The sequence below is a fragment of the Modicisalibacter tunisiensis genome (assembly GCF_020148005.1).
In the GTDB taxonomy this organism is placed as follows: Bacteria; Pseudomonadota; Gammaproteobacteria; order Pseudomonadales; family Halomonadaceae; genus Modicisalibacter; species Modicisalibacter tunisiensis.
In genome coordinates, this window is the sequence record NZ_JAGXFD010000003.1 from 1 (window position 1) to 13,452 (window position 13,452).

General features: G+C 64.8%; 23 protein-coding genes. 5 read left to right on the top strand and 18 right to left on the bottom strand.

The genetic code is table 11. The features are described from left to right. Nucleotides 1-113: 113 nt before the first annotated feature. Both KGQ91_RS16530 and KGQ91_RS16535 read right to left on the bottom strand, forming a co-directional pair. Nucleotides 114-269: a hypothetical protein gene (locus tag KGQ91_RS16530; RefSeq protein WP_224416878.1), complete on the bottom strand. Its 156-nt coding sequence runs from the start codon at nt 267-269 to the stop codon at nt 114-116. Nucleotides 270-344: 75 nt separating this feature from the next. Continuing rightward, nucleotides 345-578, bottom strand: a complete 234-nt coding sequence (locus KGQ91_RS16535; protein ID WP_224416879.1) for a hypothetical protein — start codon at nt 576-578, stop codon at nt 345-347. A gap of 376 nt (nt 579-954) precedes the next feature. Between KGQ91_RS16535 and relB the strand changes: the two genes are divergently transcribed. The 4 genes from relB (at nt 955) to KGQ91_RS16555 (ending at nt 3,000) form a co-directional block, all read left to right on the top strand. Further along, on the top strand, nt 955-1,146 hold the full coding sequence (relB, locus tag KGQ91_RS16540) for a type II toxin-antitoxin system RelB family antitoxin (protein WP_224416880.1): 192 nt from the start codon (nt 955-957) through the stop codon (nt 1,144-1,146). Continuing rightward, the gene (locus KGQ91_RS16545; RefSeq protein ID WP_224416881.1) at nt 1,133-1,408 is read left to right on the top strand and encodes a type II toxin-antitoxin system RelE/ParE family toxin; all 276 of its coding nucleotides are present in this window, start codon (nt 1,133-1,135) and stop codon (nt 1,406-1,408) included. The genes relB and KGQ91_RS16545 overlap by 14 nt, the downstream gene beginning before the upstream one ends. 318 nt (nt 1,409-1,726) lie before the next feature. Next, nucleotides 1,727-1,927: a ribbon-helix-helix domain-containing protein gene (locus KGQ91_RS16550; protein WP_224421539.1), complete on the top strand. Its 201-nt coding sequence runs from the start codon at nt 1,727-1,729 to the stop codon at nt 1,925-1,927. Nucleotides 1,928-2,142: 215 nt separating this feature from the next. Beyond that, complete coding sequence (locus KGQ91_RS16555) at nt 2,143-3,000, top strand: replication initiation protein (RefSeq protein WP_224416860.1); 858 nt, start codon at nt 2,143-2,145, stop codon at nt 2,998-3,000. A 10-nt stretch (nt 3,001-3,010) separates the two neighbouring features. Here the strand turns inward: KGQ91_RS16555 and KGQ91_RS16560 are convergent, their stop codons facing one another. The 8 genes from KGQ91_RS16560 to KGQ91_RS16595 form a co-directional block, all read right to left on the bottom strand. Then, entirely contained in the window at nt 3,011-3,625 is a 615-nt protein-coding gene (locus KGQ91_RS16560; RefSeq protein WP_224416861.1) for a recombinase family protein, read from the bottom strand. Between the two features lie 910 nt (nt 3,626-4,535). Next, on the bottom strand, nt 4,536-5,444 hold the full coding sequence (locus KGQ91_RS16565; protein ID WP_224416862.1) for a hypothetical protein: 909 nt from the start codon (nt 5,442-5,444) through the stop codon (nt 4,536-4,538). Beyond that, nucleotides 5,441-8,008, bottom strand: coding sequence for a hypothetical protein (locus KGQ91_RS16570; RefSeq protein WP_224416863.1), 2,568 nt, complete (start codon nt 8,006-8,008; stop codon nt 5,441-5,443). Before KGQ91_RS16570 ends, KGQ91_RS16565 begins: the two co-directional genes overlap by 4 nt. Continuing rightward, a complete protein-coding gene (locus KGQ91_RS16575) occupies nt 7,998-8,465 on the bottom strand; it encodes a hypothetical protein (protein ID WP_224416864.1) in 468 nt (155 codons plus the stop codon). The genes KGQ91_RS16570 and KGQ91_RS16575 overlap by 11 nt, the downstream gene beginning before the upstream one ends. A gap of 157 nt (nt 8,466-8,622) precedes the next feature. Then, nucleotides 8,623-8,826, bottom strand: a complete 204-nt coding sequence (locus KGQ91_RS16580; RefSeq protein ID WP_224416865.1) for a hypothetical protein — start codon at nt 8,824-8,826, stop codon at nt 8,623-8,625. Between the two features lie 2 nt (nt 8,827-8,828). Beyond that, nucleotides 8,829-9,104 (bottom strand): hypothetical protein, encoded by a 276-nt coding sequence (locus KGQ91_RS16585; RefSeq protein ID WP_224416866.1) that lies wholly within the window; start codon nt 9,102-9,104, stop codon nt 8,829-8,831. A 10-nt stretch (nt 9,105-9,114) separates the two neighbouring features. Further along, nucleotides 9,115-9,315, bottom strand: a complete 201-nt coding sequence (locus tag KGQ91_RS16590) for a hypothetical protein (protein WP_224416867.1) — start codon at nt 9,313-9,315, stop codon at nt 9,115-9,117. Then, nucleotides 9,312-9,563 (bottom strand): helix-turn-helix transcriptional regulator, encoded by a 252-nt coding sequence (locus KGQ91_RS16595; RefSeq protein WP_224416868.1) that lies wholly within the window; start codon nt 9,561-9,563, stop codon nt 9,312-9,314. Before KGQ91_RS16595 ends, KGQ91_RS16590 begins: the two co-directional genes overlap by 4 nt. A 210-nt stretch (nt 9,564-9,773) precedes the next feature. Between KGQ91_RS16595 and KGQ91_RS16600 the strand changes: the two genes are divergently transcribed. After that, on the top strand, nt 9,774-10,172 hold the full coding sequence (locus KGQ91_RS16600; protein WP_224416869.1) for an entry exclusion protein 1: 399 nt from the start codon (nt 9,774-9,776) through the stop codon (nt 10,170-10,172). 4 nt (nt 10,173-10,176) lie between these two features. On the opposite strand, the gene KGQ91_RS16605 is transcribed toward KGQ91_RS16600, so the two are convergent. The 8 genes from KGQ91_RS16605 to KGQ91_RS16640 form a co-directional block, all read right to left on the bottom strand. Then, nucleotides 10,177-10,956, bottom strand: a complete 780-nt coding sequence (locus KGQ91_RS16605; RefSeq protein ID WP_224416870.1) for a hypothetical protein — start codon at nt 10,954-10,956, stop codon at nt 10,177-10,179. Next, a complete protein-coding gene (locus KGQ91_RS16610; RefSeq protein ID WP_224416871.1) occupies nt 10,956-11,189 on the bottom strand; it encodes a hypothetical protein in 234 nt (77 codons plus the stop codon). Before KGQ91_RS16610 ends, KGQ91_RS16605 begins: the two co-directional genes overlap by 1 nt. A 2-nt stretch (nt 11,190-11,191) precedes the next feature. Then, on the bottom strand, nt 11,192-11,752 hold the full coding sequence (locus KGQ91_RS16615; RefSeq protein ID WP_224416872.1) for a hypothetical protein: 561 nt from the start codon (nt 11,750-11,752) through the stop codon (nt 11,192-11,194). Continuing rightward, nucleotides 11,749-12,081, bottom strand: coding sequence for a hypothetical protein (locus KGQ91_RS16620; protein WP_224416873.1), 333 nt, complete (start codon nt 12,079-12,081; stop codon nt 11,749-11,751). The genes KGQ91_RS16615 and KGQ91_RS16620 overlap by 4 nt, the downstream gene beginning before the upstream one ends. A gap of 46 nt (nt 12,082-12,127) precedes the next feature. After that, entirely contained in the window at nt 12,128-12,469 is a 342-nt protein-coding gene (locus tag KGQ91_RS16625; RefSeq protein ID WP_224416874.1) for a hypothetical protein, read from the bottom strand. Further along, on the bottom strand, nt 12,466-12,861 hold the full coding sequence (locus KGQ91_RS16630; protein ID WP_224416875.1) for a hypothetical protein: 396 nt from the start codon (nt 12,859-12,861) through the stop codon (nt 12,466-12,468). The genes KGQ91_RS16625 and KGQ91_RS16630 overlap by 4 nt, the downstream gene beginning before the upstream one ends. A 55-nt stretch (nt 12,862-12,916) precedes the next feature. Continuing rightward, a complete protein-coding gene (locus KGQ91_RS16635) occupies nt 12,917-13,201 on the bottom strand; it encodes a hypothetical protein (RefSeq protein ID WP_224416876.1) in 285 nt (94 codons plus the stop codon). Further along, on the bottom strand, nt 13,198-13,452 hold a 255-nt coding region (locus tag KGQ91_RS16640), incomplete at its 5' end, for a hypothetical protein (protein WP_224421540.1). The genes KGQ91_RS16640 and KGQ91_RS16635, both read right to left, overlap by 4 nt.

Here is a 13,452-nt window from a genome sequence, read left to right on the forward strand (position 1 = left end):
GGCCGACGGCAAGGTCCTGCACCAGGGCCAGGGCGTTGCGGGCCTGCTGCATGCGCGACATGCTCGCGTCGTCCAGGGCGTGCCAGTCCTGCAGGCCGTAGGGGCGTAGTTCCTCATGCGGCATGGGGCACCTCCTGACGCACCAGGCGCACAGCGAGGGCCATGACCGCAGGGGTCAGGGGCTCATTGCGGAAGGGCTCGAGGATCTCGAGCAGGCGGGCAAACTGGGCGCGTGTCATGGCGCCGATTGCGTTAGAATGGATCTGCACTTTCAGTCTCCTTCATGACGTGGTGATGGGAGTGCCATGGCCTCGGACGGTGGCCGCCGTCGCGGGGCCCTTTCTTCAGCCCTCCAGGGCTTCAAAGGGTTTCAAAACTCCTTCCTCTCTCGCGAACTGCTCCAGGTCCTCAATCCCATGAGCAGCAATCGTACTCTCCTCCATGTTGATGACGTGCCAGGTCCCCAGCTCTTGCTGAGCACTCGGCGGCGTTTTGCAGAGCTTTTGTCCGGCCTTCTTCAGGTAGCGGTTAAGCCTCGCTGTTAGGGCACGTTCAGTTACCGGCTTCTTCAGCGTCATGCGTGTGTGGTGCCTCTTCGTGAAGTCGTGGGCTCATGATGGCCTATTAATGTGATTTTGTCAAAACGTGATTTTGTGATTGCTTGCTGACCCATGAAGGTCAGCCTGAATCTCGTGCGCGGAGCGAATGAGCAAGGTGCCCGCCAGGCGAGAGAGCGAAGCGATTGAGGCTGCCGATAGTGCGTGTCCGCACGCCGGCATACCTTGTCCGGGGTTGCAGGCCGGAACCAGGGTGCACTTCAAGATCAGAGAGCCGGCACGCTCGCGTCACAAGCCCAGCCACGGCGGACGCAACCCGCTCCCAAGCACAGGGCAGGCTTGGGCATGCCAGGGTCGATAGCGTTACACTGGGGAGAAGTCTTCCAGGAGGGGCATCATGAGCACCCCACTCGACCCCATCATCAGCGAGTTCGATACTCAGGAGCAGGCGGACAGCTACGACCGCTGGTTTCGTGAGCGTGTCCAGCGCAGCTTGGACGACCCGCGCCCCAACATCCCCCACGATGAAGCCATGGCCCGCGTTCGGGCTGTGATCGAGGCACGGAAGCCTCGTCATGCTTCCGGTTGAATGGCGCCCTCAGGCGCTGGACGCGCTTGAGGCGATTGCAGCCTACCTGAGCGAACGCAACCCCTACGCCGCCGAAACGCTCTATCAGGCCATCACCGAGACCACCGAGGCCCTTCCTCAGCATCCCTACCTCTATCGTCCGGGGCGTGTCGCCGGAACACGCGAGGCGGTCGTCCACCCCAACTACCTGGTGATCTACCGCATCGCCACCGACCACATCGCTATCGTCGACGTGCTTCACGCTCGCCAGGAATACCCGTAGCCCCGAAACACGCGGAGCGTGTCAGCCTCGCAGAGCAGGACACCCGCAGCGATCCCGGCGCCACTTGTGGCGTAGGGGTACGCTGCACATCCTGCCATGCCGCCACGGGTCATTCTGTGGCACTTTGCGGCATTTTGGTTCATTCCATAGGCGGGACAGCGTCACGGTTTCGTGCGCACGAAAGGCATTGCCGGCAACGGCCAGCACTTGGCGAATCCTGCCCTCGCCCTGCCCTCGCCCTGACGAAGTACTGGCTTGTGGCCATATGCTGACATTTGTGCGAATGTGCTTAGGGGTAAACAAACAAAGAGGGTTCACATGAGCAAGGTCGGCGATCAGCTGCGTCACGAGATCCAGGAATCACAGGGTAAGGCGAGCAAAGGAGATAAGCGGGTGCCGGTAGAGGTCTCTCCCGAGATCCATGCAGCGCTCAAGGCCCTGGCAGCTCGCCAAGGAACCAGCATGAGAGCCCTGGCCCTGGAGGGGCTGGCCCATGTGTTCGACAAGTATGAGCATTGAACACCCGCTTTTCCCTTTTCTGTCCTTTTCCCCTTTTCCGTGATGATTTTCATATTATTTTCAGTGGCTTGAACGCCAAAGTGGGGAGGGAATGGCGGTGAAATGGGGAGGGAATGGCGGTCATTGTGGGGAGGTAATGGCGGTGAAATGGGGAGGGAATGGCGGTATTGTGTGAGGAGTAGGGTTGTCTACTCCACGTATCCGCAGGGAAGCCCATGGAACACGACATCGTGGTGAAGTCCAACGCCCTCATCGAGGCCGCCTACAGCCTGACAGTGGCCGAGACCAAGCTGGTGTTGGCCGCTATTGCCCAAGTCAGGCGAGACGAAGCTATCACCGATGAGGCGTGCTACACGGTGACGGCCAATGCCCTGGCCGACATGGGCGGGTTCGCGGCCAACCATGAGCACCGGGCCCTAAAACAGGCCGTAGCGAGGCTCTGGGATCGCTCGATCAAGGTCATCGAGAAGCCCAACGGCGAGGGCCGGCAACCTAGGGTGTTGCTTACTCGCTGGGTGCAAAGCGTGGTCTATCGCGATGACGAGGGCGCTGTGGATCTGCGCTTCGCTCGCGACGTGATTCCCTACCTAAACCAGCTGACGGCCGAGTTCAGCCAGTACAAGCTGGCCAACGTCGCCGGCATGACCAGCAGCTATGGCGTCCGGCTCTACGAGCTGCTGATTCAGTGGCGATCAAAGGGGGAGCGCGAGGTTGAGGTCGCCTGGCTTCGGCAGGCCTTCCAGCTTGAGGGCAAGTACAAGTCTATCCGGGACCTCAAGCGATGGGTGATCGAGCCGGCAGTGCGTGACGTAAACGAACACAGCGATCTGGCGGTGACGTGGGGGCAGCGTAAGCGCGGGCGCACGGTGGCCTTCATCCAGTTCAAGTTTCGCCCCAAGGCACCGGAAAAGGCCGCTTCAACCGTGTCCAGGGCGAAGCCCGGCAAGATTCGAGGCGGCCTGGTCGATGGCGTCCCCCGTGCCATCCTGGATCGTTATGCCAACCCTGGGGAAACCTACGAAGCGGCAGCCGAGCGCCTGGGGGCAGACTATCGCGCCGGCCGCTTGAAGTGAGTGCGGCGGGTCAAGCTCCCTCGCGCTTCACGCTCTGCACCGTCGACGGGCTCACTCCCGCGATGGCTGCCGCCTTGCGGATGCTGAAGTCCGCGGCTAGCAGCTCCGCGACATGCCGTCGCTTCTCCTGGTTGCGTGGCTTGCCCTGGTACTTGCCGGCCAGCCGGGCCTTGGCGATCCCTTCTGCCTGCCGGCGTCGCCGGTCCTCGTAGTCCTTCCGCGCCATGGCGGCGAGCATGTCCAGCATCATGTTGTTGACCGAATCGAGCACCCGGGCGGCGAATTCGTCGCCCGCCCGGGCATGGAGCGCCTGGTGGCTGGAAGGAAGATCCAGGGAGACCAGCCTCAGGCCCTTGGCGTCGATCTCCGACCGCAGTCGCTTCCAGTCGGGCGCAGACATGCGCGACAGCCGGTCCACGCCTTCCACCAGCAGCACGTCCCCGGGCAAGGCGTCCTCGAGGAGGCGCCGCAGCTCCGGCCGGTCGGCATGGGCGCCGCTGGCGTTCTCGGCGTAGCGGGCGGCGATCGGGTGGCCGTGCTCCTGGGCGAAGCGTTCCAGGGCCTCGGCGGCACGGTGGGCGTCTTGCTCCTGGGTGGAGGCGCGGAGGTAGGCGCGAATCAGCATAGTGGGGAACCTGTGCGGATTAGGGTGGTGTCGAGACAGCGTACCAGTCCGCAGGCGATCCCGGGGCGCTTTTACCCCCTGAGGCACAGGGGGTAGGCGTGCCGGCTGGGGTGTACTCGAAAGGCTCGGTGGCGGTCCGGTACCGAGGAATCTGGTGAAGAGCCTCGCGACCAGGCCGACGCGTAACGTTTGTGACGCCCCGTAACATCCTAAGCGACACATAAGCCATTGATATTTAAGTAAAATAACGGTTGTAACGGTTGTAACGGTTTTCGTGAAAACAATACCTATAAAGGGAATAGAGGTAAGAGTGATGCGGGAACGTTTGAGACAGGTCCCTATATATATATATTTCTTGTTACAAAGGTTACTACTGTTACAGGCGTTGATTTTGCTGGCTTTCAGGCGTAACGCTCGATTTCGCAAAACGTTACTACCGTTACAGGCATCCCCTGACCCTGGAGGCAGAGCCAATATCGAGGGCAGCCCGCGCCGCCGCGTGCCCGTTGCCGCACCAGTAAGCACACACAGGCACTCACAGGCATGAAATGCCCCGGCCAGGGCCCGGATGGGGTCGAAATTGCGCCGGATCTCGCCGCCCCGCCTTCCTGGCCGGTTGCAGCATGTCGAAAAGTGCATGAATCCGCATAATTCCTTGCACCCCGGTGAAGCCCCGGGAGCCCAGTAACGGCGCGGGTTGGCGCCCTGGTGCAAGGGTGCATGAAAACCGACACGTTTAGCGCGCAGGCGGGGCGGGGTGTCGATTGCGCGCGCGGGGTCAGCACGGGGTAGGGGAGGGGGTAGTGCGTCCAGGGAGCCGCCTCACGGCGCGAAGCGCTTCCGCCTCGATGAATCGCCCACGAAAAAGCCGCGCTTCTTGCGCGGCTTCTCTGGGCGATCTGAGAGGGTGTTAGGCGGCCTGCTCTCCCACCTGAGCGACCAGCTCGCGTCGACGGCGGGCAATGGTGATGCCAGAGTTGTCCCACTTGCTTCCGGAAGCCTCGCAGCTCATCGGCTCGATCAGGCTCAGGATCTCGCTGAAGCCTTCCAGCTCATCGCCTTTCGGTTCGCTGATGAACTGCGCGACGATCTCCCCGATGGCAGCCATCTGCTCCTTTCTCACCTTCTCTTCGACATCCTTCTGGGCATCCCGGCCCAACCACGCTTTAACCAGCTTCGCGGGGCCACCAGAGGGGGCCGGCCTAACCCCATGAGTGGCCATGTAGACTTCATCTCTGTAGATGGCGTCTTCCACCCGGGCCATCAGGGAGGGGAGAAGCCTCATCAGCGGCGCGGCTGCCTCCGTCTCGAACAAGTCCGCCGCCCGCTCCTGGATCTCACCGAAGGCTACGGACTGGCGAGCCAGCTCCAGTTGATGGGTGTAGGTGATGCGAGCCCCGTAGGCGTCGATTTGCAACAGCTCCACTGCCGGCTCCTGGGCGGCCACCATGCTTTCGACCACCCGGATCTGACGTTCCTTACGGATCACCATCTCCTGGAGGCCGATGCTCTCCTCGGTCTCATGGCCCTTGGCCGCGCGAATGGCCGCCTCGGCCTGTTGGTGGGCGGCCTCGGTTTGCTTGCGATGGCTGGCCAGGATAGACCGCAGCTCCTGAAGCTCGCCGTGCTCCTTCTCCAGGGCCTGGCGCTTCTCCAGGTAGTCGGCTCGCGCGGCTTCCAGTCGATCCATAGCGGTATCGGCGTCCATCATCGGTTTCGGTGCGTACTTCGTGGTCATGGTCGTGCTCCAGTTGGCTCGGGTGGTGGTCAAGTTGTCTTCACGCATGGCGGCGCCCGGGGCGCGGTCGGTTGAGGTCATTGTTCAGGCTCCTTCTCGGCAGGCACCTCGGTCACGGCTGAAATCGGCACTCCGACGCATCGGGTCACGGTGCCGGCGAAACGCTCGGAGGTTGCTCGCGGTTTGCTGCCGGGGATTCGCTTGAGGAGAGGGCTCCACTTGCCACCCCACGGGGAGTCCCTGAGGATCTTCTTGATCTCGGCATGGGTGTTGCTCACCAGCAGCATGTCCCCGGCCACCTTGAGGCCGTACCGTCCCAGCAGCTCGTTGCAGTCCATGGCATAGAAGTCCTGAGCGACTACCTTCTTCGACGCCGCGCCGGCCACCAGCTCAGACAGGGCGCGATGCACTCTCCGGCTGTCCGTCTCGACGCTGACCTGGTGCTGGAGGATGGTTTGCAGGCACATCAGCTCGTCGGAGACAGCCTCCGCCTCCTGGGCGTCCTCGAGGTCGACCATCGCTGCCCACTCGCGGGCCTTTTCGAGCGAGATGGTCCGCCTGTGACACATGGCGATAGCGCCGGCCAGCAATGTGCCAACCTGGTCGCCGATACGCTGGCTTCCCAGACGTTCCGCCACGGCTTGCGCCATGGTGTCCGCGTTCTGCCGGATCACGGGGATAAGGTCATAGGAGCGCGCGCGGATCGCCGCGCAGCGCTCAGGGGTCAGGGTGCTGACCACTTCCCGCTGAAGCGCCTTGAACTCTGCAATGCCTTCGGGCGTCCGCTTGGGCGGGTCCAGCGACAGCACGGAAAAGCGGGTCTCGTCAGCTGCCGAACTCAGGCTGACGTTGATGGAGCCCATCAGGAACATGGATCGTGCGCGGAAGGACATGCCGCTACCGCCTACCGTGCCCTTGGCGATCTCCGCGCTTGAGTCGCTGGAGGATTGGCGGGCCAGCTCGATGACGCCTTTCATGCGCCGCTGGGCAGCGGCATCTTCGCTCTCAGCCTCGTCGAACATGACCGGGCGGGCGTCCTGCCGGAGCGACTGCCGGATGCCGGCCTCTGTGGTGCTGCCCTGGACCACCAACACGGACTGTCCCAGCAGCGGCTTGACGATGTTGTCTTGGGTCCAGGTCTTGCCGGCGCCGCGTTGCGACGTCAGCCATACGTGAGGGCGCCACTTCAGGGCGCCGCAGATAGGCGCCAGGAAGGCGAAGCCCGCCATCAGTGACCCGTGGATCGGGAGCGACCAGTTCAGCTTCTGGATGATGTCGAAGACCTCCCGGCTCTCCGCGTCGGTTGCGGGAGGCGCGTCGATGATCGACTCCATGGGGGCCTGCCGGGTGTAGATGTGTCGGCTCTGGTGTTCGGCGATCTGACGAACCTCGCCGCCGACAATCAGCCGGTCGCCAAGGTGCAGCACGCTTTCGCCGCTGTCGTACCATGCCCCACGGCCCCGGACGTTGCGGGCATCGTAGACGCCGGCCTGTTCGCATTGGCGCATGCAATCGGAGGCCGCCAGCTGCCAGTCCACGCCGCCGCTGGGGCCAGCCTTGGGGTAGGCCGCTTCCCACCAGTCGAGTGGCGCAAGGGCCAGCATGTTGCTCGAGGAGGTGTGCGCCCCGCGCCCGATGACGGAGACCTGCTCCGTGCCCCTCGGCAGGTAAAAGTAACTCTCGTCGCTGTAGCCCAGCGCCCGGAAGGGGCGGGCCGCCTCTGTCTGCTTCTGGGCAGACAGTTCCTCGGGTAGCTCGTGGCCGGCCTGCTCCACCAGCTCCAGGAGCTGGTGGACGTCGCCACCTGCGCCCAGCCAGTCGCTGACGTCGCCCTTCTCCGGGAGTCCGGGCAGGGGAACCACCTTGACCTCTGCGCCTGCCGCCTCAAGTCCCGCTTTCACCTTGCGGGCATGGTCGCGGCCAGGCTCGTCGTTGTCGGGCAGGATCACCACGCGGCGGCCTGCCAGGTGCTGGTTGAGGCTGTCGGGCCACTTGCCGGCGCCCGCTGCGTTGCAGGTGGCCACCAGTCCCAGCTCCTGGAGCCGATGGACGTCCTTCTCGCCCTCAGCGACATAGACGGTCGCCTCCGGGTTCGCCAGCAGCTGGGGGAGGCAGTAGGGCGGCTGTGTCGCCATCGGGGGAAGCTCGACAACCTCTCCGGCGCCTTTGGGGCCAGGGGCGTACCAATCCTTCCCCCGGGCGCGCTGCTGAACCTTGCCCTCCAGCTTCCAGGACCACCCGTCACGGAAGGGCCGCCGCTGGAGGAAGCGCTTGGGCTCCATGCGCACCGCCTGGAAGACCAGCTCGCCGTTGGCGTCGACGTAATCGTACGTTTCCACGATGCGCGCCTGTTGCCGGGGTGCCTGGGCCTTCTTGGGCGCCTCCTTCGGGTCCTTCAGGCCGTGTTCCTCCAGCCATGCCAGCTGCTCCGCCCGCTTGGTAAGCCCGGTCTGCCTGGCAATTAGGTCCAGCACGCCGCCGCCAACGTCTTCCTCGTGGCTGTGCCAGACGTCTTGCTCCAGGTCGACGGCAAGGCTGCCGTGAGTGCCGAACCGGAGTTCATCGCCCCTCGACAGCTCGGCATTCGGCTCACCCAGCAGCGCGCGCGCTACGGGCTCGATGGGGACGACTCGTTTACTGGCCATGGCGCCCCCCTGCCTCGGCGTTGATCTCCTCGGAGGCGTCACGCATGGCGCCGGACAGCCCCTCGACTCGGCGCATCACGTCGCGCGCCTCGAAACTGCGCGCCTTGAGCTTGCCCTTCCGGCTGACGTTGGCGACCTCTTCGAGCATGGCGAACAGCACGGCTGTCAGTTCGTCTTCGCCACTGACGATCTGCTGGCCGGGCGCCACCTTGGGCGTCCTGAGGTGTTGATGGATGCGGCCAAGGTAGCCGGACGCGAAGGCATCGCGATGCGCGGGGAAACGATCAGGGATGACCTGGGACAGGTGCTCGTGATGTGAGATGGGATCGTCCCACGGACGGGCCAGCCAGGTCTCGGCGGCGCGGGCACCCGCTTCGACGGAGCCCTGGTCGCGGGCCGGGATGTCGGTCACCATCTCCGGGTAACCTGCAATGGCGGGGATAATGGCGTTTGTCATGCGGTGACGCTCCTTCCTGCTTCGCGCCACGTGTCAGGCTCACCCGGTTTCGCTATACTGGCCTGACTCGTGGAGCTTTCGGTGGCTTCGTGAGTTATTGAGCGACGCGGCTCAGTTCTTGAAACGCCTCGGGTGGTGGCCCGGGGCGTTTCTTCGTTCATGCCCCGGTGGCTAGGCGACTCCTGTCCGCCACGGTGTACCGGGTCGCGCTGATAAGCTCCTTCTCCCCGCTGACGTGGTAGGCGCGCGCCTCCCGCCCCGACAGCGACTCCTCGACAGCCTTCTTGATGGCCGGCCAGTCCTCCGCATAGAGCGGAATGGAGGCGTTGCCGACGCTCAGGGCGATCACTCTTTCGGCCATGGTCAATCACTCCCGAAGTTGGCTCGGTGATGGCCCGCCAGGGGGCGGGCTGCGCCGAAGATGGAGAACTCCGCGACCAGCTTCCGGTCGTTGCCCAGTGGCGAGGCGGCATAGTGCTTAGCGGCTGGCAGCTCCTCGAGGGCAACGGCGGGATCGGCGTCCAGCTGGAGGGCATCGGTCACGGCCTGGACCAGTGCCGGCCACTCGTCGGGGTGAATGTCCAGCTTGCCGCCGCCGGCGCGGCTCAGGGTCAGGATCTTGTGGGTGTTCGTGGCCATCGGTGCCTCCTCAGCAGTCGGTCAGTTCGACGGCGCCTACCGGCTGCCGGGTGAAGTTCTGCACGCCATTGGGCGCCTGGAGGGTGCGGTGGTGCTCGGCGTCGATGCCGGCCTTGCCCAGCGCATCGCTCAGGGCGTTGTAGAGGCTGACGGCCTCCTCTTCGCTTAGCTCCATGGCGCTGCTGCCGTGGGTCAGTTGGATCGTCTTCATTGGGTGGTTCCTCGTGAGGCTTCCGGGGTCCAGGGCTTCACCTGGCGGGTGGTGCGCTTGTCGCGCCGGCTCTCCAGCCAGGCGTCGATTTCGTCGCTCAGATAGCCCCGCGTGCGGCTGGTGATCCACACGGGGGACGGAAACTCCCCGCGTGTGGTCAGGGCATAGCGTGTATCGCGGGATAGGCCGGTGATGTGCTCCACCTCGGCATCGCGCAGAATGCGGAGCACGGGGGTGTTTTCTGACATGAAACCCTCCTGTTTCTGGGCGCTTACGAACATGATGGGGGAACCCTTCAAGGCCGTGTTGCTGGGTTCTCCGGAAATCCCGGAATTTCCGGAGAACTGGGCGCCCGTCATCCGTGCTAGGCGGGTTGCCATAGGTATCAGCCGGCGAATTGGTCCAGAATGAGCCGCTGACACACTCTCTAGTGACACGCAGGGACTACACTTCGCCACATGCAAATCTCCGTCGCGGAAGCGGCCCGGCTCTACGGCAAACAGCGCAAGACGCTGTACCGCCACATGGACGCCGGGAGGCTCAGTTATCAGGTTCTCGGGTCGGGACGTCGCGCCCTGGACCTCGCGGAGTTGATTCGCGTCTACGGGGAGCCGCCAGGCCAGCGACACGGAAATGACACGCCTCAGACGGAAGGAGTGACACGCGACGGTGAGGCACTGGTGTGGCGAGCGATGCTCGAGGAGCTTCAGGCGTTACGCCGGGAAGTCGCTGAGCTGCGTCAGCAGCTGGCCCTCCCCGCCCCAGCGGCGCCTGAGCCGGAACCTCGCCAGGATCGGCCCGACAAGGTGCGCTCCCTGGACGACGTGCTGGCCCGGTTCGAGTCGCGCCGCCACTGAGCCGTCAGCTCTTCGGCTTGCGACGCTTGCGCGGGGTCAGCTGCTGGCTGTTCCGCCTCAGCAGTTCCAGCCGCGCGTTGACCAGCTGCTGGACGTGAAAGCCGATAGCCTCGCCTTCCATGCCGGACAGCCTCTCCAGGGGGCCGTCCGCGACCACCACCCGCCAGCCTCCGTCGCCGTCAGCGTCATTGGCGCCGTTCCGCATGAGCGGTCCCACGTGGGCGCCTACATCAATCTCCCAGCCGTCGAGCCATAGCCGTAGTTCGTGAGGGCCGCTGTACCCCAAAGGCGCCTGCCAACTGAAGTACGGGCGTGGCTCCAGGCTGCCCACCTTCCTGGCAAGTCCCTTGCGGTCGATGCCCTCCGCCCCCGTGTTCAGGAAGCTCAATCGCTGGTTGACGATGCCCGCCACCAGGAGGTCTAGCGGCCCGCCGTTGGTCGACTCCAGGCGTGCCAGGCGCTCCCCACCCTCTGTCACGGCCTGCCACACTCCGCCACGAGTCACCTTCTCCAGGTGGTGGACCAGTGGGCGGGTCACGACAGGCCACCCCTCCACGTAGACCTCCAGGGAAGGCCGCCCCTGGGCGTCCTGCCCCCACTCGAAGGTGGCGTGGTGCCCGGGCCTCAGGTCCAACGCTCTCTCGTGCGTCTTGAACCGTGTGTCGCAGCTCGGGCAGTTGTGGCTGACTTCACGAAGGCCAACGTCCAGCCAGCGCGAATCCCCGGTCGTCAGCTCGTGAGCGCACGCCTTGCACAGCCAGACTTTCCAGCGCGGGACACTCATCAGTGGGGTTCCTCCTTGCCGTGGATCTCGGCAAGCCGGTTGCGCCAGAACATCGCCTCGGGGACTACGTCGCCTTCTCCGTCGCCATGCAAGGCAAACAGGAACCAGGAGCCTCCCGGGTAGCGCGCCCTGAGTCTATGAAGAGCGCTCTCCGCTGGCTCGTGGTCGCGATAGAGGCCGTCCAGGGCTCCTGTGCTGGTGTCGATCACCACCCAACCGCGAGGATCTGCCATACCTACTTCCCCCACGCGTCCAGGGCGGCACCAAAGGCGGCGAAGGCCGCCGCCCATGAGTCGTACAGACCGCCGCTGTGCATCGTCTCCAGATGGACGTAGTCGGCCACCATGGGGTGAATCGCGCCGCTCACGTCCCTGACGATGTGCAGGCCGCCCCACAGGTTGCCCTTGTACTGCCAGGTGGCGACGTTGGCCTTGAATTCCTCGGACAAGTCTTCAGGCGTGGGCCACTTGCCGTAGCCGTCGATGGTGTCCATCGCCTCCCGGATCATGCCGGCCACGTGGTCGCCGTCAGGCGAGCCCTGGAGGACGCTGGCGAGGTTCGCCAGGGCGTCCAGGGCTCGCTCCTGGGCGCTGCCCTGATGGAGCGGTTCGTCGTGGTTGAGGGCGTCCCGCAGGGCGATGCCGGGCGATCCATAGCCCGCGTCGCGGGTGTCGTGGATCACCGCGCCGCGCTCCAGGATGCGCCACTCGTACCAGCCCATATCCGGCTCGCCGTAGACCTCGATGACGCCATTCGCGAAAGGCCGGTCGATGCGGTGCAGAACTTCGGTGCTCATCGGGCTTCTCCTGCTCTCAGGGCGGCCAGCTTGGCGGCGATCTCGCTCCACAGGAAGGCGTCCAGGGGGCGAGGCTCCTCCGGGTCCAGGGGCTCGGGGAAGATGTCGCCGCAATCGTCCTTGACGTACCAGCCAGGGGCGGCGCCGGGCTCCAACTGATCGAGCGCCATGTGTTCCTCCAGCTCCGCACCGTCCAGGTAGCGGATGGCGTAGGGGTTGGCGATCTCCCAGCCATCCACGTAGGCGTGGAGCGTGTGCTGGTGGCGGTCGAGGGACTCGCGCCACTCATAGACGACGCTCGAGGGCGTCTCCAGGGTGTGCTGTTTCACTGCTCGCTCTCCTCTCGCGGGCACACGGGTGATTGGTTCGGGAAGATCACTCGACCAACTCCATGCCCGACAAAACCTGTGGCGAGACCACGAAGGTGGTGCCGTTGTTGTCTTGCTTGAACACAAAGCCGTACTCGAAGTCCCCGAGGCCTGGCAGCCAGAACACACACGGTTCATGGCGGAAGTCGCCCTCCCAGCCTTCCCGCTGGGCGGCCTCCTTTGCGGAAGCCCAGCCCGTAAGGAATTGCTGGACAGCCTCGGCGTCTATGTCCCCGGTTTCGTCAAACCCGCTGCCATGCACGGCGATATCAGCGGTGGTCTCCTTCACGGTCTTGAGCCTTTCCCAGCCGTGATCAATCGGGGTGGTGACGTACACGATCCACTTCATGATTCCTCCTGGTGTTGCGGGTCCAGCTGCTGGGCGAGCGACGCCAGTGCCTGGGCGTTGCCCTCGGTGAGGTTCGCCGCCTTGTGGAACAGGACCTTCTCGCGCGGGCGCATGTCCGGCCCGTCCTTGCACTCGAACTCCTCCAGGGCGGCCCGCTGCGCCGTAGTTGTACGGGCCAACTCGCGCAGAGTGACGGCCTCGTGCCGGCGCCACCCTTCCAGCCTTTCGGCGATGGCGAAGATCCCGGCAGCTGCCTCGCTTAGGGTCGCTGCTCGCTCGTCGTTGCCCTCCTCGAGGACCTGGTTGGACTCCCGGCCGACAGCGATGCCATGGGTCCGGATCTCCCGGGCCAAGGCCCGGAAGTCGATTTCTGGTGCTCTGCCGTTGGGCATGATTTTGTCTCCCGGCCGCGGCGCCATTGCCGCCGCGGCCTCCTGGTGGGTTGGGTCAGCGGCGCCGGCCGTGGTGGGCATGCGCCCCAGCGGTGCGGGCAGCACGGTAGAGGTCTGACGCATCGGCAGCCAGGATCTGGGCCGCCTGCGCGACATTCGCCAGGTCGTGACGGTGCAGTTGCGTGGCCACGTCGAGGCTAGCGATCGTCTCCAGCATGCCGCGAGCCGCCTCAAGACGGGCTTCGGCATTGTCATGCAGGGCCTCGGCGCTGCACGTCTCGTCGATCACCAGGGCCGGCTCGTCGCCAAGCTGGTAGGTCAGCGGAGTGAACTGGCTCATGACGCCACCTCCAACCGCACTTCGGCGGCATGGTCTTTCAGGAAGGGGCGCATGGGCTGGGACTCGCCGGCCACGGTGTCCAGCTGCTCCACGATCAGCGACAGGAAGTCGCCGAGTTCGTCCTGGTGGACCTCGATCGTCGGCGGCGTGGTCCGCTTCTGGCCGACGGCAAGGTCCTGCACCAGGGCCAGGGCGTTGCGGGCCTGCTGCATGCGCGACATGCTCGCGTCGTCCAGGGCGTGCCAGTCCTG

What these genes read in the sequence shown, in the direction of transcription:
- KGQ91_RS16535 (WP_224416879.1), bottom strand. Translation starts at nt 578, where the DNA reads ATGACGCTGAAGAAGCCGGTAACTGAACGTGCCCTAACAGCGAGGCTT.
- relB (WP_224416880.1), top strand. Translation starts at nt 955, where the DNA reads ATGAGCACCCCACTCGACCCCATCATCAGCGAGTTCGATACTCAGGAG.
- KGQ91_RS16545 (WP_224416881.1), top strand. Translation starts at nt 1,133, where the DNA reads ATGCTTCCGGTTGAATGGCGCCCTCAGGCGCTGGACGCGCTTGAGGCG.
- KGQ91_RS16550 (WP_224421539.1), top strand. Translation starts at nt 1,727, where the DNA reads ATGAGCAAGGTCGGCGATCAGCTGCGTCACGAGATCCAGGAATCACAG.
- KGQ91_RS16555 (WP_224416860.1), top strand. Translation starts at nt 2,143, where the DNA reads ATGGAACACGACATCGTGGTGAAGTCCAACGCCCTCATCGAGGCCGCC.
- KGQ91_RS16560 (WP_224416861.1), bottom strand. Translation starts at nt 3,625, where the DNA reads ATGCTGATTCGCGCCTACCTCCGCGCCTCCACCCAGGAGCAAGACGCC.
- KGQ91_RS16565 (WP_224416862.1), bottom strand. Translation starts at nt 5,444, where the DNA reads ATGACCTCAACCGACCGCGCCCCGGGCGCCGCCATGCGTGAAGACAAC.
- KGQ91_RS16570 (WP_224416863.1), bottom strand. Translation starts at nt 8,008, where the DNA reads ATGGCCAGTAAACGAGTCGTCCCCATCGAGCCCGTAGCGCGCGCGCTG.
- KGQ91_RS16575 (WP_224416864.1), bottom strand. Translation starts at nt 8,465, where the DNA reads ATGACAAACGCCATTATCCCCGCCATTGCAGGTTACCCGGAGATGGTG.
- KGQ91_RS16580 (WP_224416865.1), bottom strand. Translation starts at nt 8,826, where the DNA reads ATGGCCGAAAGAGTGATCGCCCTGAGCGTCGGCAACGCCTCCATTCCG.
- KGQ91_RS16585 (WP_224416866.1), bottom strand. Translation starts at nt 9,104, where the DNA reads ATGGCCACGAACACCCACAAGATCCTGACCCTGAGCCGCGCCGGCGGC.
- KGQ91_RS16590 (WP_224416867.1), bottom strand. Translation starts at nt 9,315, where the DNA reads ATGAAGACGATCCAACTGACCCACGGCAGCAGCGCCATGGAGCTAAGC.
- KGQ91_RS16595 (WP_224416868.1), bottom strand. Translation starts at nt 9,563, where the DNA reads ATGTCAGAAAACACCCCCGTGCTCCGCATTCTGCGCGATGCCGAGGTG.
- KGQ91_RS16600 (WP_224416869.1), top strand. Translation starts at nt 9,774, where the DNA reads ATGCAAATCTCCGTCGCGGAAGCGGCCCGGCTCTACGGCAAACAGCGC.
- KGQ91_RS16605 (WP_224416870.1), bottom strand. Translation starts at nt 10,956, where the DNA reads ATGAGTGTCCCGCGCTGGAAAGTCTGGCTGTGCAAGGCGTGCGCTCAC.
- KGQ91_RS16610 (WP_224416871.1), bottom strand. Translation starts at nt 11,189, where the DNA reads ATGGCAGATCCTCGCGGTTGGGTGGTGATCGACACCAGCACAGGAGCC.
- KGQ91_RS16615 (WP_224416872.1), bottom strand. Translation starts at nt 11,752, where the DNA reads ATGAGCACCGAAGTTCTGCACCGCATCGACCGGCCTTTCGCGAATGGC.
- KGQ91_RS16625 (WP_224416874.1), bottom strand. Translation starts at nt 12,469, where the DNA reads ATGAAGTGGATCGTGTACGTCACCACCCCGATTGATCACGGCTGGGAA.
- KGQ91_RS16630 (WP_224416875.1), bottom strand. Translation starts at nt 12,861, where the DNA reads ATGCCCAACGGCAGAGCACCAGAAATCGACTTCCGGGCCTTGGCCCGG.
- KGQ91_RS16635 (WP_224416876.1), bottom strand. Translation starts at nt 13,201, where the DNA reads ATGAGCCAGTTCACTCCGCTGACCTACCAGCTTGGCGACGAGCCGGCC.